The organism is Hydrogenophaga palleronii (assembly GCF_031457455.1).
In the GTDB taxonomy this organism is placed as follows: domain Bacteria; phylum Pseudomonadota; class Gammaproteobacteria; order Burkholderiales; family Burkholderiaceae_C; genus Hydrogenophaga; species Hydrogenophaga palleronii_A.
Genome location: NZ_JAVDWU010000005.1, coordinates 237,291 through 257,749 on the forward strand (window position 1 = coordinate 237,291; position 20,459 = coordinate 257,749).

Consider the following 20,459-nt stretch of genomic DNA (forward strand, 5'->3'; position numbering starts at 1 on the left):
AGGATCGGGTGGGTGTCGTGAGCCTGGGTCTGTTCACCCGAACCAAGGCCCGGTAAGCTCGCACCCGTGCATTCCAGCGTCCATCAAAGCATCGCCGCCGTCTGGCGCATCGAGTCCGCCCGGATCGTGGGCGCGGTTGCGCGCCGCGTGCGCGACATTGGCGTGGCCGAAGAGATTGCCCAGGACGCCCTGGTGGCGGCCCTGGAGCACTGGCCGCGCGGCGGTGTGCCCGACAACCCGGGGGCCTGGCTCATGACCACCGCCTTGCGCAAGGCGCTCGATCACCTGCGCCACCGGCAGATGGCCGACGCGCGCCACGAAGACATCGCCGCCGACCTGCAGGCGCTTGGCGCCGATGTGCAGCCTGATTTTGTGGACGCCCTGGACGCTGCCCGCCAGGACGAGATCGGCGACGACCTGCTGCGCCTGATCTTCACCGCCTGTCACGCCGTGCTGTCGTCCGATGCCCGGGTGGCGCTCACGCTCAAGCTGCTGGGTGGCCTCACCACCTTCGAGATCGCTCGGGCTTTCCTGGTGCCCGAAGCCACGGTGGCGCAGCGCATCGTGCGCGCCAAGCGCACCCTCACCGAAGCAAAGGTGCCGTTCGAAGTCCCTCGCGGCGAGGATCTGGCCGAGCGTTTGGCCTCGGTGCTCGAGGTGGTCTACCTGATCTTCAACGAAGGCTACACCGCCACCGCCGGCGCCGACTGGATGCGCCCCGCGCTGTGCGATGAGGCCCTGCGCCTGGGCCGCATGCTGGCCGAACTGACGCCAAAGCAGGCAGAGGTGCACGGGCTGGTGGCCTTGATGGAAATCCAGGCCTCGCGCACCGCCGCGCGCACCGACGCCGAGGGTCGCCCGGTGCTGCTGGGTGACCAGGACCGCAGCCGCTGGGATCCGCTGCTGATCCGCCGCGGCGAAGCCGCGCTGGCGCGCGCCCAAGCGCTGGGCCCACCACCAGGACCGTACCAACTGCAAGCGGCCATCGCGGCCTGCCACACCCGCGCGGTGTCGGTGGACGCCACGGACTGGGCCCGCATTGCATCGCTCTATGCCGAGCTGGGGCGCGTGCAGCCTTCACCGGTGGTGGAACTCAACCGCGCGGTGGCCGTGTCCATGCACGAAGGACCGGCAGCGGCGCTGGCCATTGTGGACACCTTGCGCGGCGACAAGGCTCTGCAGCGCTACCAGTGGCTGCACAGCGTGCGGGGTGATCTGCTGGCGCGCCTGGGGCGTGGCGACGAAGCCCGCGAGGCGTTCACGCAGGCGGCGCAACTGGCGGGCAATGAGCGCGAGCGGGCGTTGTTGCTGGAGAGAGCAGGGGGATGAAGCACCCCCTGCGAGGGGTTTTGCAACACCCCCCGCGTCGCCTTCGGCGCCACCCCCCTCCAGGGGGGCGGTACCTGGGACCGGCGGAGCCGGATCCTCGGTGCCCCTGGATGGGGTCGCCTCTTGCGATCTGTGTTTTCGCTCCGGCCTGGTGAGACGGTGATGTTGTGATGCTGAGAAAGATGGTGATCTTCGGTGGATTCGTGCTGCTGGCTTATGCGCTGCTGTGCGCGGCGCTGTATTTTTTCCAGCGCTCGCTGATCTACTATCCGCAGCCTCGCGCGGTGGAGCTGGGGGTGGAGCCGGTGGTGCTGACGATGCGGGATGGCACGGTGGTGAATGTCACGGTGCGGCCGAATCTGGGGCCCGACGCGCTGATCTACTTTGGCGGCAATGCCGAAGACGTGTCGCACCAGTTGCCGGCGCTGGCGGCGGCGTTTCCGGACCATGCGATCCACCTCATGCATTACCGGGGCTATGGCGGCAGCGGGGGGCAGCCCTCTGAAGACGCGCTGGTGGCCGACGCTTTTGAGTTGTTCGATCGCGTGCACCGCGACCACGAACGCGTGCTGGTGGTGGGCCGCAGCCTGGGCAGTGGTGTGGCGGTGCGCCTGGCCAGTGAACGGCCAGTGGCGCGGCTGGTGCTGGTCACGCCGTACCACAGCATTCTGGCGCTGGCACGGCAGCAGTTTCCGTGGGCGCCCGTGAACTGGCTGCTGCAGGACCGCTACGAATCCTGGCGCCACGCGCCGAAGGTGACGGCACCCACCACACTCATCGCGGCAGAGCATGACGGCGTGATTCCGCGCGCCAGCACGGATGCGCTGCATGCCCACTTTGCGCCCGGTGTGGCCCGCTTTCACGTGCTCCCGGGCACGGGCCACAACACCATTTCCGACAACCGGATGTACCTGCCCTTGCTGCAGGGCGGATTCTGAGGGCCATCAGCCTGCTGCGGTTCGCTGTTCCGTTCTTCGAAAGCGCTTGTCCCGACGCCTACCTCGCGGTGAGAGGGCTTGAGAGAAGCGAGAAATAGAACGTGGCACCCTTGTCCACCTGCCCCTGTGCCCACACTTTGCCGCCGTGGCGGGCGATGATCCGCGAGACATTGGCCAGTCCGATGCCGGTGCCCTCAAACTCGTCGGCGCGATGCAGGCGCTGAAAGACACCGAAGAGCTTGTTTTCGAACCGCATGTCGAAGCCGGCGCCGTTGTCCCGCACAAACACCACGATGTCACCGGCCTCGCCGGGCTGTGTGCCGATCTCGATCCGGGTCTGTTGGCGTTTGCTGGTGTACTTCAGCGCATTCGAGATCAGGTTGAACAGCACCACCCGCAACATGGCGCGATCACCGGCCACCACCGGCAGTTTGGCAATCTGCCAGTCGATGTCCCTGCCTTCGGCCTCTGGCTCCAGCTCGTGGATCACGTCCGTCACCAGGCCGTTCAGGTCCACCGGGGCCTTGCTCATTTCCTGGCGCCCCATGCGCGAGAAGGCCAGCAGATCGTCGATCAGCGTGCTCATGCGACGGGCTGCATCGGCGATGGTGCTCATGTAGTGCTGGCCTTCGTCGTCGAGTGCCGGATCCACGCGTTCCTTGAGCAGCGCCAGAAAGCCGTCGATGTGGCGCAGCGGGGCGCGCAGATCGTGCGAGACGGAATAGGCAAAAGACTCCAGTTCCTTGTTCACCTGTTCCAGCGCGCAGGTGCGTTCGGCGACCCGCTGCTCGAGTTCCTGGTTGAGCGCGCGGACCTGCTCCTCGGAGCGGTGGCGTTGCACCACGGCGACCACCAGCGAGGCGCTCACACCAAGCAGCAGCACGAACGACACCCCGGCGATCCAGGCCGCCTCCTTGGAAATGCTGAAGGTGCTCGGCGGCAAGAAGCGGACCACGGCGTCTGGTGGCAAGTCGGACACCGGAATGTTGAAACGGACCAGTTGCCGGTGGTCAAACATGGGGGCCTTGCCCGCCCCGCGCCGCACCGGGATGGACTCCGCCCGCACGCCGTGCAGCACCTGCACCGCCATCTCTGCCGCCAGGCGCCCTTGCTCGACGCCACTGATGACGCTTCCCCCCACGGCGCCATGGCCGACCAGGAAGTCCCAACTGGTGAACAGTGGAACCGAGGCCGTTGATGACATGAGTTCGGCCGCGCGCTGGCTGCTGATGCCCTTGCCGTCGCGCGTGCGCATGTTGCCGATGGTGTAGAGCGCGGCGTCGGGTGGGAGGGTCTTGATGTCATCAAGGAGCGCGTCCACGTGGGGATACTCGCGGAACTCCGCCTCGATTTTTTTGGGAAGCACCGCCAGGTCCTTTTCGACCGTCGTGCGGATACCGCGGTAGGTGAGATCGTCGGCCATGCCGGGAAAAACGATGCGCCGGGTCTGCGGCGCGAGCTGCTGAATCACCTGCAGCGTGCCGAACATGTCGCCGTCTTCGGCCACCCCGGTGATGCCGCGTTCGCCCTTGAGCATGGCGTCCTCAAAGCCATTGAGGCCCATGAACACGATGGAAGCTTCCGGGAACAGATCGGCCCGGTGTGCCCGGGCGAAGTCGAAAGCCGCGTTGTCCGAGGTCAGAACCACCTTGAACGCCTGCTTCGAGAGCTTGTTCCGCAGCAGTTCAAGAAGCAGCGGCCCCTTCAGCAGGCCAGGGCTGTGGATCGCGTCCAGGTACTCGATCCGAAGGTCGTACCGGGAGGCAAGCGGGCCGAAGACAGCGTCAATGCCTTCCTGCTGCGATTGAGTCCAGGCGAAGTCCGGGCCGTAGGAGTGAAGAACGAGCACATGTTCGCGATCGAGGATGTGTGTCTCGGCATGGCCGGTGGCCGGCGCCAGCATCAGAACAATCACCCAGCCCAGCAACGCAACCAGCTTGCTGAAAGCAAGGCGCAGCGGGCACGGACTGCGCGATTTTTCCTGTGGACAGGCTTTGTATGTCATTGCATGTCTCGGTCTTGGTGCCTGGACGGAAAACGGGGAAGATTGCAACGAATTGTTTACAAGTATCAGTGAGGCTTCCTAATGCAGTCAATCGCCGAATCCCCTTGGGCCTGTGCCAGAACACACGAAACAGGCAAACTCATGGGCCCCGGCAAAGCCTGGGCGCGGGGCCTGGTGCCTCGAAATTGAAAGATTCGCCAACGGGTGACGACTCATGGCCATGAAGAAGACACTGCTGCTCATCGCCTCCCATGCCACCGTGCTGCTGGTGGGCTTCGCCATCGGCATCTATGCACTGCCCATTCTGGTCGCGCCCCCGGCGCCCGGTGCCGAGGCGGTGGTGGCCCAGACGGCCGAGGCCCGTTACCAGGGGCAATTCCGGCGCGATCTGAAAGGCAGCGATCCCCTGCACTGGGGCGAGGGCACGGTGTCCGTGGGCGCAAAAACCATCGGCCTGATGGGCAGGCTGGCGCCGGGACCGGACTACAAGCTCTACCTGTCGCCCGAGTTCGTTGAAACCAAGGCCGACTTCCTGCGTCTGAAGGACCGCATGGTGCGCGTGGGCGATGTGAAAACCTTCAACAATTTCCTGGTGCCGGTGCCTGAAAACGTGAATCCATCGGACCACAACACCGTGATCGTCTGGTGCGAAACCTTCAGCCAGTTCATCACGGCAGCGCAGTACCGCTAAGACCCTGGCAGACGCGCTGGCGGAGGTTGACTCACCAGGACGAGCGGCCTTGCCGCAGCACTTCGCGCAGGCCGGCAAAGCGCTTTCGGTACTGGGCCGGCGTGAGGTTGACCTCGCGTTTGAACAGGCGCGCGAAATAGCCGGCGTCTTCGTAGCCCACCTGCTCGGCCACGGCCTCAATGGCGTCGTCACTCGCTTCCAGCAACTGCTTGGCTTCTTCGAGCCGGATGTGATGCACGTACTGCAGCGGCGACATACCGGTGGCCTGCTGGAAGCGGCGCACGAAGGACCTTTCTGCCAGGCCCGAGAGTTGTGTCATCGCCGCCACCGGGCTGGGCGCCCGGTAGTGCTCGGCCGCCCAGAGCTGGCAGCGCGTGATCACGGCGTCGTCCGTTTGCCGGCTCGCTGACAGGCGGGCAAAGGGCTGCTGGCCGCTCTCGTGCCAGTCGATCAGGTACAGGCGCGCCATCTGCATGGCGGCGTCCAGGTTCACCAGCCGGGCGATCAGGTACAACGCCAGGTCTTGCCAGGACGTGCCACCGCCCGCCATGACCAGGCGCTGGCCTTCGCCCGCCGTCACCAGCGCGCGCCGTTTGTGCAGGCGAATGCCCGGGTGGCGTTGTGCCAGCACGTCGCAATAGGCCCAGTGGGTGGTGGCGTCTTCGCCCTCGAGCAGGCCGGCTTCTGCCATGAGCAGTGCACCCGAACACGCCGCCGCCACCACGGCGCCCCGCGCATGCGACTCACGCAACCAGGCGGCTTCAACCTGAAAGCGGCCCTGGATCTCTGCGGTGGGCAGCAGAAACACCTCCGGGATGCAGATCACCTGCGGTGGCGCTGCATTGGCAATGGATGCGTCAGGCACCACGTGGATGCCGTTGGCGATGGTCAGCGGTTGCCCGTCGGCCGAGACGATCTGCACCCGCAAGGTGGAGCTGCCCGGCCGGCCCTCGACCACCAGGGGCCAGTCGCGCCCGACACCCACAAACATGTCACTCAAACCGAACAGCACCGAGGCCGTGACCTCGGGCAGCGCCAGGATGGCCACGGTGGTGACGGGAGGGGCGCCGTCGGATTCGGACATGGCGGTTTTGTCGGGTAGCTGTCGGATTTGGCTGCAGGGGAAATGGGGCCTCCGGCCTACAGTGCCTGAGCGATTTTAGGAGGCCCCTTCAAGGGATGCACCTCTTGCTCGCCTCCTTTTGTCACCTCACCCTTCCACCCACCCTGACTGGAGCACCCATGAAAGACGCTGTCGGATACACCTTCTCGGGCGGCAACGCCCGCGCCATCGACCTGCTGGAACAGGCCCTGCACGAATTCCGCTGCTTTGCCGGCAACCCGGTCGCCACTGCCGAGGCCGCGCTGGCCGAAGCGCCCGATCTGGTGATGGCCCAGGTGCTGCGCGCCTGGCTCTACCTGCTGTCTTCAGAAGCCGGCGCCGTGGCACCGGCACGCGAAGCACTGGCTGCCGCCCGCGAGCTGCCGCACAACGAACGCGAAGCGTGGCACCTGCGCGCCATCGCCCAACTCTGCGACGGCCAATGGCGCGCCGCAGCCCTCACGATGGAAGACCTGAGCGCTCACTACCCGCTGGATGCGCTGGCCTTGCAGGCGGGTCAGCAGATCGACTTCTTCGTGGGCGACTCCCGCATGCTGCGCGACCGCATCGCGCGCGCCCTGCCGGCGTGGTCCGCAGGCATGCCCGGCTGGCACGCGGTGCTGGGCATGCAGGCCTTTGGCCTGGAAGAAACCGGCGACTACCTGCGCGCAGAACGGCTGGGCCGCCAGGCGGTGGACCTGCAGCCCAACGACGCCTGGGCACAACACGCCGTGGCCCACGTGCTGGAGATGCAGGGCCGGCGCGATGAAGGCATTGAATGGATGCGGGGCAACGAAGGCTGGCAGGCCGACAGCTTCCTGGCGGTGCACAACTGGCACCTGGCGCTGTACCACCTGGCGCAGGGTGACAGCACGGAAGTGCTTGCGCTCTACGACGGCCCCATCCACGGGCACCGCCCGGAGATCCATGTGGAGCTGGTGGACGCGAGCGCGCTGCTGTGGCGCCTGACGCTGGCCGGTGCCGACGTGGGCACGCGCTGGTCGGCGTTGGCCGAACGCTGGGCGCCGTTTGCAGGCGACGGCCACTACGCCTTCAGCGACTGGCATGCGGCCATGGCCTTCGTGGGCGCCGGGCGCGAAGACCTGCTGCAGACGCTGTTGCAGGCACAGGCCGATGCCATGACGCGCAACGACGACAACGCCGCCTTCACCAGCGAAGTGGGCTTTGCCGCCACCCGCGCCTTCATTGCCTACGGTCAGCAGGACTGGGCGCGCACGGTGGCGCTGCTGCGCCCGGTGCGCAGCCAGTCCCACCGTTTTGGTGGCAGCCATGCACAACGCGACGTGATCGAACTGACCCTGATCGCGGCCGCGCAGCGCAGTGGCCAGGCAGCGCTGGTGCGCGCCCTGGAGCAGGAACGACAAGCGCTGGCGCGGCAGCGGCAACCCGAACGGCGGGAGAGTGTGGTCGCCTGAAGGCAGTGGCGTGGGATTTACTCCGGAACCACCGGCGCGAAGTGTCCCACTCCAGAGATACCGTCGGGCCGGCTTTGCCGGACGACTGGTATCGCCCCCCTGGGGGGTGACGCGAAGCGGCGCGGGGGGTTACTTCCTTGCCATGTAGACCTGGTGCAGCGTGATCTTGCGCACTTCCACCTGGCTGGACTGGATGTGCGAGCGCAACAGCAACTCGGCCCGGTCGGCCTTGCGCGCGATGATGGCGCGCAGAATCTTGGCGTGTTCGTCGTAGGTGGCGTCGATGCGCATCTGCTTCAAAAAGTCCAGCCGGCGGATGATGCGGATGCGCTCGGTCACGTCGTGGTGCACGCGCGCCATCTCGGCATTGCCGGCGGCCTTCACCAGGGTTTCGTGAAAGGCTTCGTCCCAGGCCGCGACCTCGGTGGAATCGCTGCTGCGTTCGGCGGCGGGCACCAGCCAGCGTTCCTTCAGGCCTTCCAGCAGCGGTGAAGAATCGCCCGCTTCCTGCTGGCACAGGCGCTGCGCGGCGGTGGTTTCCAGCACCATGCGCAGGTCGTAGAGCTGGTCGAACTTGTCGAAGTCGAACGGCAGCACGCGCCAGCCGCTGCGGAACATCACCTCCACCAGGCCTTCCTGCTGCAGGCGAAACAGCGCCTGGCGCACCGGCGTGCGTGAGACCGCCAGGCGGTTGCAGATGTCGTGTTCGCTGAAGCGGTCGCCGGGCACCAGGCGGAAGTCGGCGATGTCCTTCTTGAGCTGGACGTAAACCTCTTCGGCGCGTGAGGGCTGCATGGGGACGGGTTTGACGGGATGAAGGTTGAATGTGGAGTTGTGCACGTTCAAACTCTAGCAGTCTTGGTGCGCCACTTTGGCGAGTGCGGCCAACAGCGAGGAACTGGGTGCGGTCCAGCCCACGATGCCGCCCTGCGCGCGCAGCATGTCTACGGTGGCGGCCTTGAAGTGCGGGAAGTAGCTTTCGGTGCAGTCTTCCAGCAGCAGGCAGTCGTACCCCCGGTCGTTGGCCTCGCGCATGCTGGTCTGCACGCAGACCTCGGTGGTCACGCCCATGAACAGCAGGTGGGTGATGCCCGCCGCCTGTAGCGTTTCATGGAGGCCAGTGGCGTAGAAGGCACCCTTGCCCGGTTTGTCGATCACCCATTCGCCCGGTTCGGGCGTGAGTGCCGCGATGATCTGGTTGCCCGGTTCACCCGCCACCAGAATGCGCCCCATCGGCCCCGCATCGCCGATGCGCAGGCTGGGGTTGCCGCGCAGGCGCTTGGCCGGTGGGCAGTCCGACAGATCCGGCGCATGCGCCTCGCGCGTGTGCACCACCGCCCCACCGGCCACGCGCCAGGCCTGCAGCACCCCCTGGCACGCTGGCACGATGGCCTGCAGCAGCGACACGTCGTTGCCCAGCGTTTCACCAAAGCCACCGGGCTCGACGAAATCGCGCTGCATGTCGATGATCACCAGCGCGGTGTGCGCCAGCTCGAAATCAAAAGGGAAGGGTTGGGCGGGTATTTGCATGGTCAGTGGCCTCCGCCCATGTGTGCGCCGAGAACATGGCGCTCTGCCTGGGCTGCTGGTGTCTCGAACACGATGCGCCCCTCACTCATCACCACGATGCGGTCGGCCAGTTCCAGCAATTCGTCCAGGTCTTCGCTGATGAGCAGCACCGCGCCGCCCTGGTCGCGCACGCCGCGCAGGCGGGTGTGGATTTCCTTGACGGCAGCGAAGTCCAGGCCGAACACCGGGTTGGCCGCGATCAGCACGTGGATGTCACCGTGCAGCTCGCGCGCCAGCACGGCGCGCTGCACGTTGCCGCCCGAGAGGCTGCGGATGGGCGCGTTCTCGCCCTGGGTCTTGATGCCGTAGTCGGTGATCCATGCGCGCGCCCGGCTGCGCCAGTGGCCAAACCGCAGCCGGCCGGCGCTGCACAGCGGGGGGCGGTCGAAATCGCGCAGGGCCATGTTTTCGGCCACCGACAGGTCGCCCACGCAGGCGTTGCGCAGCGGTTCTTCGGGCAGGCTGCGCACCTTGAGCGCGTGGTTCTCTTCGCGCCGGGCCGCATAGGGTTGCCCTTGCACTTGTACGCTGCCGCCTGTGCGGGCGCGCTGTCCCACCAGGGCCTCCACCAGTTCGCGCTGGCCGTTGCCTGAAACGCCGGCCACGCCCAGGATCTCGCCAGCGGCCACCGCCAGGCTCAGGTCCTGCACCGCCAGTGCGCCCCGGTCGCCCATCACTTTCAGGCCATTCACCACCAGGGAAGCGGTTGCCGCAGCGTTTGTTGCGTCTGCAGCTCTCCCGGCCGTGCTTTCGCTGGCCGCTGTTGAATCGCCCACCATGGCCTGCGCCAGCAAGGCCGGTGTGGTGCCGGCCACGGCGCAGTGGTGCACCGCCTGGCCGCGCCGCAGCACGGTCACGTCGTCGGCATAGGCCATCACTTCGCGGAACTTGTGCGTGATGATGAGCACGGTGCACTGGCCGCTGCGCGCAAATTCGCGCACATGGCCCAGCACTTCGTCCGCCTCTTGCGGCGTGAGCACCGAAGTGGGTTCGTCCAGGATCAGCAGGCGGGGCTTCAGGTAGAGCTGCTTGAGCAGTTCCAGCTTCTGTTTTTCGCCGGCGGCCAGTTCCTGCGGGCGTGCGTCCAGGTCGAGCTGGAAGGGCGTGGTTTTCAGGAACGCTGCCAGGTCGGCGCGTTGCTGTTTCCAGTCGATGATGGCCGGTGTCTTGCCGCCAGCGAGCAGCAGGTTTTCGGCCACGGTCATGCCCGGCGCCAGCGTGAAATGCTGGTAGACCATGCCAATGCCCAGGGTGCGCGCCACCACCGGGTTGGGAATGGCCTGTTCGCGCCCGTCGATCAGGATGCTGCCCGACGTGGGGCGCTGGAAACCCGCCACGCACTTCACCAGCGTGCTCTTGCCTGCACCGTTTTCGCCCAGCAGGGCGTGCACCGTGCCGGGCGCCACCTTCATGCTCACGCCCTGCAGCGCCTGGAAGCTGCCGAAGCGCATGCCCAGGTCGTAGGTGTCCAGGGCCAGGGCGCCGGTAGGGGTCGGCAGGCCGCCGATGGCCGCGTTCTCGTTCATGCCAGTGCTTCCAGAACGGCCGTCGAACTGGCGTGGGCACCGAACACGCCGCCCTGCATGGTGATCATCTTCAGCGCGGCTTCGTGGTTGCCCCGGTCGGTGGCGGCGGTGCAGTCGGAGAGCAGCAGGCACTCGAAGCCGCGGTCGTTGGCGTCGCGCATGGTGGTGTGCACGCACACGTCGGTGGTGATGCCGGTGAGGATGAGGTTGCTGATGCCGCGCGTGCGCAGCAGCAGTTCCAGGTCGGTGGCGTAGAACGAGCCCTTGCCCGGCTTGTCGATGATGGCCTCACCTGGCAGGGGGGCGAGTTCCGGAATGATTTCCCAGCCCGGTTCCCCGCGCACCAGGATGCGCCCGCAAGGCCCGTCGTCGCCAATGCCCACGCCGTCGGTACCGATCTGCCGCGAGCGCCAGCGCTTGTTGGCCGGCAGGTCGGAAAGGTCGGGTCGGTGGCCTTCGCGGGTGTGAATGATTGTGTAGCCGGCGCCTCGCATCGCGGCCATCAGCGTCTGCAAGGGGGCGATGGGTGCGCGCGTGAGCGAGATGTCGTAGCCCATCTTGTCCACGTAGCCACCCACGCCACAGAAGTCGGTCTGCATGTCGATGACGATCAGCGCGGTGTTGTCTGGCCGCAGGTCGCCGTTGTACGGCCAGGCATACGGGTTGGCGTCGATGAAGCGTTCCATGGTTTCAGGCGGCTTTTTTGATTGATGACACGGCCGTGTCGGGCACCAGCGGGTGTGCCTCGGGGCCTTGGTAGTTGCGGGTGGGGGCGTCGAAGCCGCAGGAGGTGCCGTCGGTCACGTCGACCTTCCAGGGCAACTGGTAGGTGCCGGCTGCCATGTCATGCATGTAGGTGTAGGGGCAGTCTTGCGCGCCTCCTTTCACCGCCACGTAACCCCGGTGGTAGAGCTGGTAGATGTTGTTCTCCACGCCCCAGCCCTGGCGCGCTTCGCGCACCAGGTCGGGTCGCAGTTCGGCGGTGATGATCTCGTCGACGCGTCCACCGCCTTCGGTGATCACGGTGCCGTCGAAGCTGCAGAACATGCCTTCGCCCATGGAGTCGAACGTGCCGTCGCTGCCGCACAGGCACACGCTGGCGGTGATGGCCAGGTTTTGAAACGCGTTGGCCTGGTTGGTGATTTTCCAGGCGTGGCGGATGGGTGCCGTGTAGCCCGCGGTGCGCAGGATGATTTCCGCGCCTTTGTACGCGGCCTCGCGCGCCATTTCCGGGAACATGCCGTCGTGGCAGATGATGAGCGAGAGCTTGCTGCCGTTGGGACCATCGCACACCGGCACGCCCAGGTTGCCGGGTTCCCAGGGTTCCACCGGCACCCAGGGGTGCAGCTTGCGGTAGTAGAGGCGGATGGCGCCGGTGTCGTCGATGATGAGCCCGCTGTTGTACGGGTTGCCACCGGGGTTGGCCTCCATGATGGAGAAGCAGCCCCAGATGTGGTTGTCGACGCAAGCCTGCTTGAAGGCCGCCACTTCCGGGCCGTCGAGCGAGACCATGAGTTCGGGCGCGGTGCTCATGGAAAGGCCATGCAGCGCGTATTCCGGGAACACCACCAGGTCCATGGTGCCCTGGTTACGCCGCGCCTTGGCCACCATGTCGCAAATGCGCTGCGTCTGCGCCGCCAGTTGCGCGGGGGTTTCCACCACTGGCAACTGCAACTGCACCAGGCCCACGACCACGCCGTGCTTCGATTTGTTCAGACCGCCCAATCCGCTCATGCGTTGCTCCTATTTGGTTGAAGAGAGTTCGCCGGGGCTGCCGGGCACCACCACGCCGGGTTTGCAGGTGATCACCAGGATCAACAACGTGAGCACATACGGCACGATGTTGAACAGGTGGTAGCCCCAGCCGATGCCCACCGACTGCAGCGCCGGCCCGATGGCGCCCGCACCACCAAACAGCAGGGCCGCGCCCACGCAACGCAAAGGGCTCCAGCGCGCGAAGATCACCAGCGCCACCGCGATCAGGCCCTGACCGCTGGAGATGCCTTCGTTCCAACTGCCGGGGTAGAACAAGGTGAGCGAGGCGCCGCCCAGCCCGGCGATGAAACCACCAGCGGTGGTGGCCGCGATGCGGATGCCGGACACAGAATAGCCGAGCGCCCGCGTGGCGTTGGCCGAGTCGCCGGCCATGCGCACGAGCAGGCCCAGGCGGGTGTTGGAAAAGGCCCAGGCCATGACCAGGGCCATCACCAGGCCGATGGGCAGCAGCGCGTTCACTTCCAGCGCGGAACGCACGGCGGCCGAGTCACTCCAGCCGCCCAGCGAGAGCGCCGGCAATTGCGGCGCCTGCGGTTGAATGAGCGGCTTGCCCAGGTAGAAGGCCAGACCCATGCCCAACAACATAAGGGCGATGCCGGTGGCGATGTCGTTCACGCGCGGCAGCGAGCACAGCACACCGTGCAGCGCCGCCAGCAGGGCGCCCGCAAAGGCACCGGCCAGCACGCCGATCCAGGGCGAACCACTGAGGTAGGCTGCACCGAAGGCCGTCATGGCCGAGAGCACCAGCACGCCTTCCAGGCCCAGGTTGATGCGGCCCGATTTTTCCGTGAGGCATTCGCCCAGGCTCACGAACAGAAAGGGCACGCCCACGCGCAGCGCGCCACCGACGATGCCGCTGAGGAAGATGATCAACTGGTCTGCGGTCATTCGGAAACCTCCATGCTTCGCGCTGCGGTGCGACCTTGCTTGGGGCGGCCCGGCGCTTCGGTCATGGCTTTTCTCCCTGAGGTACCGGCTCCACCGGCTGGATGCGGGCCAGGCGCGCGAACAGTGCCTTCCAGTCGGTGTCGCGCAGCGCTTCGCTGGCCAGGATGAGCACAAAGGCGATGCCTTGCAGCAACAGCACGGAAGCATCGGGCAGCCCCAGGCGGCGTTGCAGCAGGCTGCCGGCGGCGCCGAAGCCACCGAACACGATGGCCACCGGCACGACAGCCAGCGGGTTGTGCCGCGCAATGAACGACACCAGGATGCCGGCGTAGCCATAGCCGGCGATCAGGGCCGCGTTGGCACTCGTGTGCACCGCAGCCACTTCAATCGCCCCGGCCAGTCCGGCGGCCGCGCCACCCAGGGCGCAGGCCAGCACCACCAGGCGCGTGGCGGGCAGGCCCACCAGTTGTGCGGCGCGCGGGTTGCCCCCCACCACACGCACCGCAAAACCCGAGGGTGTGAGCTTGAGCCACAGCCCCGCGACCACGCACACCACCACACCGATCACCAGGCCCCAGTGCACGTCGGACCCAGCGATGGTGCCGATCAGCAGGCCCTCATCCAGCGCCGGGGTGGACGGCTTGTTGAGGCTGGCCGGGTCGCGCAGCGGCCCTTCCACCAGATGCTTGAACAGGCCGATGGCCACATAGGCCAGCAGCAGGCTGCTGATGGTTTCGTTGATGCCCCGGTACTGTCGCAACCAGCCCGCCAGTGCCATCCACAGGCCACCCACCAACGCACCCGCCACACACACCGCCACCGTGCCCACCGCGTCAGCCGGCAAGGGCACCGCGTGCGCCAGCGCCGCACAGGCCAGCCCACCCAGCACCAGCGCACCTTCGCCACCAATCACGGTGAGACCCGCGCGCGCCGGAATGGCCACGCACAAGGCGGTGAGCATCAGCGGTGCGGCGCGCTGCAGCGTGTTCTGCCACGAATACCAGTCGCCAAACGCCCCCTTAAACAGCAGCACCCACACCTCCACCGGGTTCACGCCAGCGAAGGACACGAACAGGCCAAACAGCAGCAAGGCCGCGAGGATGGCGCCGGTGGGCAGGAGGATGTTGCGCATGGCTAGATGGGCTTCACACCGTGCCTTGAACGCCTTCGACCAGGTAGTTCATTTTTTCCAGCTCCAGGTCCGTTTGCTTGAACGCCTTGCCCGCCGGGATGATGGTCGCGCCCTTGTTGTCCTTGAGCGGTCCCTTGAAGATGTCGAAGCTGCCGGCCACCATCTGCGCCTTGATGCCGTCGGCCTGCTTCTTGGCGGCATCGGTCACCATGGGGCCGTAGGCCGATGGTTTGACGAAGCCTTCCTTCAGGCCGCCGCGCACGAAGTTGGGGTGCGGTTTGCCGCTGCGGGCTGCTTCCACGAAAGCGGTGTAGGCGGTGAGCCAGTTCCATTCGGCGCCGGTGAGGTAGGCCTGGGGTGCGAGCTTGGCCTGGCTTGCGTGGTAGCCGCAAACCATCTTGCCGCGCTTGGCCGCGGTCTCCACGATCACCTTGGGGCCGTCCACGTGCATGGTGAACACGTCCACGCCCTGGTCGGCCATGCTGTTGGTGGCTTCGGCTTCCTTGACCGGCATGGACCAGTCGCCGGTGAAGATCACGTTGGTGGTGATGCTGGGGTCGACCGAGCGCGCGCCCATGGTGAAGGCGTTGATGTTGCGCAGCACCTGGGGAATCGGCTTGGCAGCGATGAAGCCGATCTTCTTGCTCTTGCTCATGTGCCCGGCGATCACGCCGTTGAGGTACTGGCACTCGTCGATGTAGCCGAAAAAGCTGGCGGTGTTCTTGGGGTGCTTGCCCTCGGTCCACATGCCGCCGCAGTGGGCGAAGCGGGCCTTGTCGAACTTGCCGGCCACGGCCAGCATGTGCGGGTCGAAGTAGCCGAAGGAGGTGGGGAACACCAGTTCGGCACCGTCCTGCGCGATCATGCCGGTCATGCTGCGCTGCACGGCCGCGGTTTCGGGCACGTTCTCTTCTTCCACCACCTTCACGCCCGCCATCTTCTTGAGCATGGCCGCGGCTTCGGCGTGTGCCTGGTTGTAGCCGTAGTCGTCACGCGGGCCCACATAGATCACGCCCACGGTGATGGTCTTCTGGGCGAAGGCCAGCGGGCTGGAGGCCGCAGCGCCGAGCGCGGCCAGGGTCTTGAGGGTGTCGCGGCGGTTGGGGAATGCGAGGTTCATGGGAAGGCTCCTGGGGGTGGGTGGAAGGGAGGATGGAAAGTGGACTCAGGCAAGAAGACTCACGTGCGCAGCGACCACGCGCCAGCCCTCGGGCGTTCGCAGCCAGGTCTGGCTCTGGCGGCCGGTGCGGTCGCTGCCGGCGCGAACGAACTCGGTGTTGGCGGTGGCGAAGTCACGGCCGTAGGTGGTGATGACGGTTCGCCCCAGAGTGCGGTCCAGGCCGGCTGACGGGCGGTTGGCGCGAAATTCGCGGATCGCGTCGTAGCCGTAGAGGTTTTCGGTGGCGCCGTAGCGCAGCGTGTGCGGGCTGTTCCAGAACAGCTCGTCCAGCACGGCCACGTCATTGGTCACCAGCGCCACTTCGTAGCGCTCGAAGGCGCCTGTGACTTCGGCCAGCACTTCAGGCAGGTTGATTTCTGGAGTCGGGCTCACAAAGGTGCCTCCTTCACGCGGGCCACGCCCGACGACGCCAGTACCTGCGCCACGCGCAGTGCCAGATCCTCGCGCCAGGGGGCGGCAATCAGTTGCGTGCCAATGGGCAGACCATCCGTACCCGAAGGCCACAGGGGCGCGGCCACCACCGGGCAGCCGGCGAACGAGATCGGCTGTGTGAGCAGGCCCATGGAGGGGCGGCAGGGGAAGCGTGTGCCGTTGATGTCGATCCACTCGGTACCGATGGGTGTGGCGGCCAACGGCGTGGCGGGCGCGATCAGCACGTCCCAGTCGCGGAACAGGGCGTTGACCTTGTCGCGATAAACGCGACGGAAACGCTGTGCGCGGGCGTACCAAGTGGCGGGCTGCAGCGCGCCGGCAATCAGCCGGTCCACCGACAAGGGTTCGTAATCGACCGCCTGCGTGCGCAGCGCGGGCAGATGCAGGCTGCCGCCTTCGCTGGCGGTGACGATGAAGGCGGCCGCACGGGCTTGCGCCGCGTCGGGCCACTCCACGCCGTCGTGAACGGCGGTGTGTGCCCTCAGGGCCTCGGCCGCCATGGCCACGGCCTGTTGCGCCGGTGGTGTCGCGTGCTCGATGAAGTAGCCGCCCAGCACGCCGATGCGCAGGCCGTGCACACCCTGTCCCAATGAATGGGACACGGGTTCAACGGCAGTGGCGAAGCAGCCCGGGTCCAGCGGGTCGGGGCCTTGCAGTGCGTCGTAGGCCAGGGCCAGGCCAGGCAGGTCGCTGGCGAACGGGCCCAGGTGGTCGATGCTGTGCACGAACGGAAAGCTGCCCCGCCGTGACAGCCTGCCGAACGTGGGCTTGAGGCCCCACACACCGCACAGCGATGAGGGCACGCGGATGGAGCCGTTGGTGTCCGAGCCCAGCGTGAGCGGCACCTGGCCAGCGGCGACCGCCGCGCCCGAACCGCCAGACGATCCGCCCGCCACGCAGTCCAGCTGGTGCGGATTGCGCGTGGGGCCGTAGTGGGTGTTCTCAGTGGTGAAGCCGTAGGCGTATTCGTCCATGTTGAGCGAGCCCACGAGCACCGCGCCAGCCATCTGCAGGCGCTGCACCAGCACCGCATCGGTGGTGGCCGGGGGATGGCTGCGGTTCACCTTGGAGCCGGCCAGTGTCACTTCACCGGCAATGTCGAACAGGTTCTTCACGGCGAACGGCACACCGGCCAATGGGCCCAGCGGTTCGCCGCGTGCGCGCTGGGTGTCGACGCGCTGAGCCTGTGTGCGCGCCGCTTCGAAACGGGTACCGGTGAAGGCGTTCACGCGGGCTTCAGTGGCTTCGATGCGGGTGATGAAGGTTTCCAGCACCTCGGTCGCGCTGCGCTCGCCACTGGTCACAGCCTGCGCGATTTGAGAAAGTGAAAGCGTGGGCATGGGCTGGTCTCAGGTCAGCGCGGCTGGTCGAAAGGAGCGGGGTGGAACAGCTCGGCCGGTTCGTCGTGTGTTTCCAGCGGAAAGGCGTCGAGCAGGGCAGCCATGCCGGCGGTGCGCTGCAGGTGCACGGCCACGCGCGCGGCTTGTGCGTCGTCCAGTGGCAGGTCCACCGCCACGGCGGCGGCCTGCACGTAGGCCAGGGTCTGTGCTTCGTTCATCGCCGTCCCCTCACCGCCGCACTTCGCGCTGGAACACCTCCAGGCTGCGTTTCTTGGCCGCAATGAAGCTGGCCTCGGACAGCGTGGCCACGGTGCGCGGGCGCGGGTCGTCGTAGGGCAGGATCTCGGCCACCTTGGTGGGGCGCTTGGTGAGCAGCAGCACCTGGTCGGCCAGGTAGACCGCTTCTTCCAGATCATGCGAGACCAGCATCATGGTGGTGCCGGTCTGCATGAACACTTCTTGCAGTTTTTCGCGGATGAACAGCGTCATCTCGAAGTCCAGCGCCGAGAAGGGTTCGTCCAGGAACAGCACCTCCGGGTTGGGTGCGAGCGCGCGCATGATGGACGCCGTTTGCTGCTGCCCGCCGGAGAGTTCATAGGGGTAGCGGTTGAGATCGAACTTCACATCGAAGCTGGCCACCAGTTCGGCCACGCGCCGGTCCACCTCGGCCTTGCTCTTGCCTTCGAGCTTGAGCGGGTAGGCGATGTTGTCGATGGTGCGCATCCAGGGGAACATCGCTTCGCGGTAGTTCTGGAACACGTAACCGATCTTGGTGTCCTTCAGCGACTTGCCATCGAACAGGATCTCGCCCGAATCGATGGGCACCAGGCCCGCGATCATGTTGATCAGCGTGCTCTTGCCGCAGCCGTTGGGGCCGAACACCGAGACGATTTTGTGCTTGGGAATGTCGAGATCAAAGTTCTCGTACAGAGGCCAGCCCGCGAAGTACTTGGTCAGGCCGCGGATGGTGATGTGTGTGCCGGCCGGGCCGGGTTTGAATTCGGGCACGGGCACGTCGGCGTCGTAGACGGGTTCATTCAGGACTGCGTTCATCTTCCGCTCCAGTGCACGATGCGGCGTTCGACAACAAGAAAGAGAACGTTCAGCGCGTAGCCCAGCGCACCAGCCGCGAGGATCGACGCGTACATGTCCTTCACATTCATCACCTGCTGCGAATTGATGATGCGGTTGCCCAATCCACTGTCGGCACCGATGAACATCTCGGCCACGATCACGATCACCAGCGCCATCGACACGGCAGATCGCAGGCCCACGAAGCTGGGTTGCAGGCTTTCCCAGATCAGCACGTCCTTGAACACCTGCCAGCGTGTGGCGCCCATCACCTTGGCCGCCATCACCCGCTGTTTGCGCGCATTGATCACGCCATACGCGCTGTTGAACACCACGATGAGCAACGCCCCAAAAGCCGCGATGGCGACCTTGTTGATGTCGCTCACGCCAAAGATCATGAGGAACAGCGGGATCAAGGCCGACGACGGTGTGGAGCGGAAGAAATCGATCAGGAACTCCACGCTGCGGTAGGCTTTTTCGTTGCTGCCCAGCAGCACACCCAGCGGCATGCCCACCACGGCGGCGATCATGAAAGCCTGCACGGTGCGCCAGACGGTGACCATGAAGTCGGTGAGCAGCGGGCCGCCGGCCAGGCCGGTGATCAGGGCGCCCATGGCGTCCAATGGCGGCGGCAGCAGGATGGGCTTGATGAAGCCCAGGCGCACCGCCAGATCCCAGATGATGAAGAGCACGACCGGGCCCACGAAGGGCAGGGCCCGGCCCCAGTCGGCCTTGCGCGGCGCGGCAGACGCATCGCTTGAGGCCGGCGGCGCCCAGGCCTTGGGGGCGTCTTGAGTGGTATTCGGTGTGGTCATGTGTTTCAACGTAGTTGTTCCATGGCGCATGAAACGGTCCAGTCCAGGGGCACCGCCGGGCCGGCTTTGCCGGACGGCCAGTGCCGCCCCCTTTGAGGAGGTGACGCGAAGCGGCGCGGGGGTGGTTCAGGCTTAACCCTTGTAGAGCATGCTGTCGACCATCAGCCGTTTGCTGAAGATGGCTTTGTCCGAGAACAGGTCGAAGAACTTCTGGAAGTGCGCCACGTCGGCCGGGGTGAATTCGTTGTACATGGTGTACGCGGCCAGTGGCACTTCGCTGGTGAGTGCACCTTCGATGGCGGTGTAGCCCTTGAGGTACTGGCGCGCCTCTGTGGCCTTGCTGCGCACATAGGCCACGCCTTTGCCGTAAGCGGCGACGAATTTTTTCGCTTCTTCCGGATGCTTCTTGATGAAGTCCGAAGACAGTGAGGCCGAGCCACCGAACCAGGGGGCCTTGGGGTCGCCCAGCACGTAGTGCGCGATCACGCCGGGTTCGAGCACGCGGCTGGTGCCGTTCATGCGGCCGATGGTGCCGGTGGGCTCCAGGGTGTAGGCGCCGTCGATCTGGCCGGCGGCCAGGGCGGCCACATGCTGGCCAATGGGCAGTTCCACCACGGTGGCACCGGTGGCGCCACCGCGCTCCAGCACGGTTTTGGCCAGGGTCACGTTCTGGATGCCGGGGCCCGAGGCGATGCGCTTGCCTTTCAGGTCGGCGATGGTCTTGGCCGGGCTGGCCACGGGCACGATGATTTCGTCGAGCACGTTGTCCACGTTGCTCGGGTTGGAGCAGAAGATCTTGAAGGTGCCGGGCTGGGCGATCTCGCCGATGGCGATGTTGGCCGAACCGGTGCCGTTGGAGGTGCCATCTGCGCGGCCGGAGAGCACCGCCTCCATCACCTGCTGCGCGCCGGCGAATTTCAGGGCTTCCACGTCCAGCCCGGCTTCCTTGAAGTAACCCAGTTCAATGGCCGAGTAGAAGGGCAGGCCGGCTGCGATGGGCCAGTAGCCGATGCGGATCTTGGGGCCGGTCTGGGCGTGCAGCAGGGCAGGCGCACCCAGCAGGCCCAGGGCCGCACCGGCGGCACCGATCTGCAGCACATTGCGCCGGCGCGGTGAGGCCAGCGAGGGCGTGACGGCGGTGGCGTGGAGGGATGGCTTCATGAGGGGCTCCTGCAAGGTTGAGAGAAAAAAGGAAGAAAAGAAGGAAGAACGGAGTGGGAATGGCCCGG

Annotated in this window: 20 protein-coding genes; 4 read left to right on the plus strand and 16 right to left on the minus strand. The window is 66.3% G+C overall.

The window, feature by feature from the left end; all coding sequences use genetic code 11:
- The first annotated feature begins 66 nt into the window (after positions 1–66).
- Together J2W49_RS13750 and J2W49_RS13755 are read left to right on the plus strand one after the other, a co-directional pair.
- Positions 67–1,329, plus strand: coding sequence for an RNA polymerase sigma factor (locus tag J2W49_RS13750; protein WP_310316940.1), 1,263 nt, complete (start codon positions 67–69; stop codon positions 1,327–1,329).
- Positions 1,330–1,499: 170 nt separating this feature from the next.
- Positions 1,500–2,267 (plus strand): alpha/beta hydrolase, encoded by a 768-nt coding sequence (locus J2W49_RS13755; protein WP_310316942.1) that lies wholly within the window; start codon positions 1,500–1,502, stop codon positions 2,265–2,267.
- A gap of 58 nt (positions 2,268–2,325) precedes the next feature.
- On the opposite strand, the gene J2W49_RS13760 is transcribed toward J2W49_RS13755, so the two are convergent.
- Positions 2,326–4,272, minus strand: coding sequence for an ATP-binding protein (locus tag J2W49_RS13760; protein WP_310316945.1), 1,947 nt, complete (start codon positions 4,270–4,272; stop codon positions 2,326–2,328).
- 220 nt (positions 4,273–4,492) lie between these two features.
- Here J2W49_RS13760 and J2W49_RS13765 point away from each other — a divergent pair, with 220 nt between their 5' ends.
- Positions 4,493–4,963 carry a DM13 domain-containing protein gene (locus J2W49_RS13765; protein ID WP_310316948.1) on the plus strand — a complete coding sequence of 157 codons (471 nt, stop codon included), beginning with the start codon at positions 4,493–4,495 and terminating at the stop codon, positions 4,961–4,963.
- Between the two features lie 31 nt (positions 4,964–4,994).
- Here the strand turns inward: J2W49_RS13765 and J2W49_RS13770 are convergent, their stop codons facing one another.
- Complete coding sequence (locus J2W49_RS13770; RefSeq protein ID WP_310316951.1) at positions 4,995–6,047, minus strand: GlxA family transcriptional regulator; 1,053 nt, start codon at positions 6,045–6,047, stop codon at positions 4,995–4,997.
- Between the two features lie 158 nt (positions 6,048–6,205).
- On the opposite strand from J2W49_RS13770, the gene J2W49_RS13775 reads away from it, so the two are divergent.
- A complete protein-coding gene (locus J2W49_RS13775; RefSeq protein ID WP_310316954.1) occupies positions 6,206–7,501 on the plus strand; it encodes a tetratricopeptide repeat protein in 1,296 nt (431 codons plus the stop codon).
- A 129-nt stretch (positions 7,502–7,630) separates the two neighbouring features.
- Here the strand turns inward: J2W49_RS13775 and J2W49_RS13780 are convergent, their stop codons facing one another.
- From J2W49_RS13780 to J2W49_RS13845, 14 genes are all read right to left on the minus strand, one after another.
- Complete coding sequence (locus tag J2W49_RS13780; protein WP_310317342.1) at positions 7,631–8,296, minus strand: GntR family transcriptional regulator; 666 nt, start codon at positions 8,294–8,296, stop codon at positions 7,631–7,633.
- A gap of 54 nt (positions 8,297–8,350) precedes the next feature.
- On the minus strand, positions 8,351–9,031 hold the full coding sequence (locus J2W49_RS13785) for a cysteine hydrolase family protein (RefSeq protein ID WP_310316957.1): 681 nt from the start codon (positions 9,029–9,031) through the stop codon (positions 8,351–8,353).
- 2 nt (positions 9,032–9,033) lie between these two features.
- The gene (locus J2W49_RS13790) at positions 9,034–10,596 is read right to left on the minus strand and encodes an ABC transporter ATP-binding protein (protein WP_310316960.1); all 1,563 of its coding nucleotides are present in this window, start codon (positions 10,594–10,596) and stop codon (positions 9,034–9,036) included.
- A complete protein-coding gene (biuH, locus tag J2W49_RS13795; protein WP_310316963.1) occupies positions 10,593–11,282 on the minus strand; it encodes a biuret amidohydrolase in 690 nt (229 codons plus the stop codon). Before biuH ends, J2W49_RS13790 begins: the two co-directional genes overlap by 4 nt.
- Before the next feature lie 4 nt (positions 11,283–11,286).
- Positions 11,287–12,330, minus strand: a complete 1,044-nt coding sequence (locus J2W49_RS13800; protein WP_310316966.1) for a formamidase — start codon at positions 12,328–12,330, stop codon at positions 11,287–11,289.
- Between the two features lie 9 nt (positions 12,331–12,339).
- Positions 12,340–13,260, minus strand: a complete 921-nt coding sequence (locus J2W49_RS13805) for an ABC transporter permease (protein ID WP_310316969.1) — start codon at positions 13,258–13,260, stop codon at positions 12,340–12,342.
- 61 nt (positions 13,261–13,321) lie between these two features.
- A complete protein-coding gene (locus J2W49_RS13810; protein ID WP_310316972.1) occupies positions 13,322–14,392 on the minus strand; it encodes an ABC transporter permease in 1,071 nt (356 codons plus the stop codon).
- A 13-nt stretch (positions 14,393–14,405) separates the two neighbouring features.
- Positions 14,406–15,512 carry a BMP family ABC transporter substrate-binding protein gene (locus J2W49_RS13815; protein ID WP_310316975.1) on the minus strand — a complete coding sequence of 369 codons (1,107 nt, stop codon included), beginning with the start codon at positions 15,510–15,512 and terminating at the stop codon, positions 14,406–14,408.
- A gap of 45 nt (positions 15,513–15,557) precedes the next feature.
- A complete protein-coding gene (gene hpxZ / locus J2W49_RS13820; RefSeq protein WP_310316978.1) occupies positions 15,558–15,944 on the minus strand; it encodes an oxalurate catabolism protein HpxZ in 387 nt (128 codons plus the stop codon).
- Positions 15,941–17,344, minus strand: coding sequence for an AtzE family amidohydrolase (locus J2W49_RS13825; protein ID WP_310316981.1), 1,404 nt, complete (start codon positions 17,342–17,344; stop codon positions 15,941–15,943). Before J2W49_RS13825 ends, hpxZ begins: the two co-directional genes overlap by 4 nt.
- A 14-nt stretch (positions 17,345–17,358) precedes the next feature.
- Complete coding sequence (locus J2W49_RS13830) at positions 17,359–17,562, minus strand: DUF4089 domain-containing protein (RefSeq protein ID WP_310316984.1); 204 nt, start codon at positions 17,560–17,562, stop codon at positions 17,359–17,361.
- Between the two features lie 10 nt (positions 17,563–17,572).
- Positions 17,573–18,397: an ABC transporter ATP-binding protein gene (locus tag J2W49_RS13835; RefSeq protein WP_310316988.1), complete on the minus strand. Its 825-nt coding sequence runs from the start codon at positions 18,395–18,397 to the stop codon at positions 17,573–17,575.
- Positions 18,394–19,230: an ABC transporter permease gene (locus J2W49_RS13840; protein ID WP_310316991.1), complete on the minus strand. Its 837-nt coding sequence runs from the start codon at positions 19,228–19,230 to the stop codon at positions 18,394–18,396. Before J2W49_RS13840 ends, J2W49_RS13835 begins: the two co-directional genes overlap by 4 nt.
- Positions 19,231–19,362: 132 nt before the next feature.
- Entirely contained in the window at positions 19,363–20,391 is a 1,029-nt protein-coding gene (locus tag J2W49_RS13845; RefSeq protein WP_310316994.1) for an ABC transporter substrate-binding protein, read from the minus strand.
- Between the last annotated feature and the right edge of the window lie 68 nt (positions 20,392–20,459).

Coding starts and splice junctions, on each gene's coding strand:
- J2W49_RS13790 (WP_310316960.1), bottom strand. CDS start 10,596: ATGAACGAGAACGCGGCCATCGGCGGCCTGCCGACCCCTACCGGCGCC.
- J2W49_RS13845 (WP_310316994.1), bottom strand. CDS start 20,391: ATGAAGCCATCCCTCCACGCCACCGCCGTCACGCCCTCGCTGGCCTCA.
- J2W49_RS13760 (WP_310316945.1), bottom strand. CDS start 4,272: ATGACATACAAAGCCTGTCCACAGGAAAAATCGCGCAGTCCGTGCCCG.
- J2W49_RS13775 (WP_310316954.1), top strand. CDS start 6,206: ATGAAAGACGCTGTCGGATACACCTTCTCGGGCGGCAACGCCCGCGCC.
- J2W49_RS13800 (WP_310316966.1), bottom strand. CDS start 12,330: ATGAGCGGATTGGGCGGTCTGAACAAATCGAAGCACGGCGTGGTCGTG.
- J2W49_RS13765 (WP_310316948.1), top strand. CDS start 4,493: ATGAAGAAGACACTGCTGCTCATCGCCTCCCATGCCACCGTGCTGCTG.
- biuH (WP_310316963.1), bottom strand. CDS start 11,282: ATGGAACGCTTCATCGACGCCAACCCGTATGCCTGGCCGTACAACGGC.
- J2W49_RS13805 (WP_310316969.1), bottom strand. CDS start 13,260: ATGACCGCAGACCAGTTGATCATCTTCCTCAGCGGCATCGTCGGTGGC.
- J2W49_RS13815 (WP_310316975.1), bottom strand. CDS start 15,512: ATGAACCTCGCATTCCCCAACCGCCGCGACACCCTCAAGACCCTGGCC.
- J2W49_RS13780 (WP_310317342.1), bottom strand. CDS start 8,296: ATGCAGCCCTCACGCGCCGAAGAGGTTTACGTCCAGCTCAAGAAGGAC.
- J2W49_RS13770 (WP_310316951.1), bottom strand. CDS start 6,047: ATGTCCGAATCCGACGGCGCCCCTCCCGTCACCACCGTGGCCATCCTG.
- J2W49_RS13840 (WP_310316991.1), bottom strand. CDS start 19,230: ATGACCACACCGAATACCACTCAAGACGCCCCCAAGGCCTGGGCGCCG.
- J2W49_RS13810 (WP_310316972.1), bottom strand. CDS start 14,392: ATGCGCAACATCCTCCTGCCCACCGGCGCCATCCTCGCGGCCTTGCTG.
- J2W49_RS13830 (WP_310316984.1), bottom strand. CDS start 17,562: ATGAACGAAGCACAGACCCTGGCCTACGTGCAGGCCGCCGCCGTGGCG.
- J2W49_RS13835 (WP_310316988.1), bottom strand. CDS start 18,397: ATGAACGCAGTCCTGAATGAACCCGTCTACGACGCCGACGTGCCCGTG.
- J2W49_RS13755 (WP_310316942.1), top strand. CDS start 1,500: ATGCTGAGAAAGATGGTGATCTTCGGTGGATTCGTGCTGCTGGCTTAT.
- J2W49_RS13825 (WP_310316981.1), bottom strand. CDS start 17,344: ATGCCCACGCTTTCACTTTCTCAAATCGCGCAGGCTGTGACCAGTGGC.
- J2W49_RS13785 (WP_310316957.1), bottom strand. CDS start 9,031: ATGCAAATACCCGCCCAACCCTTCCCTTTTGATTTCGAGCTGGCGCAC.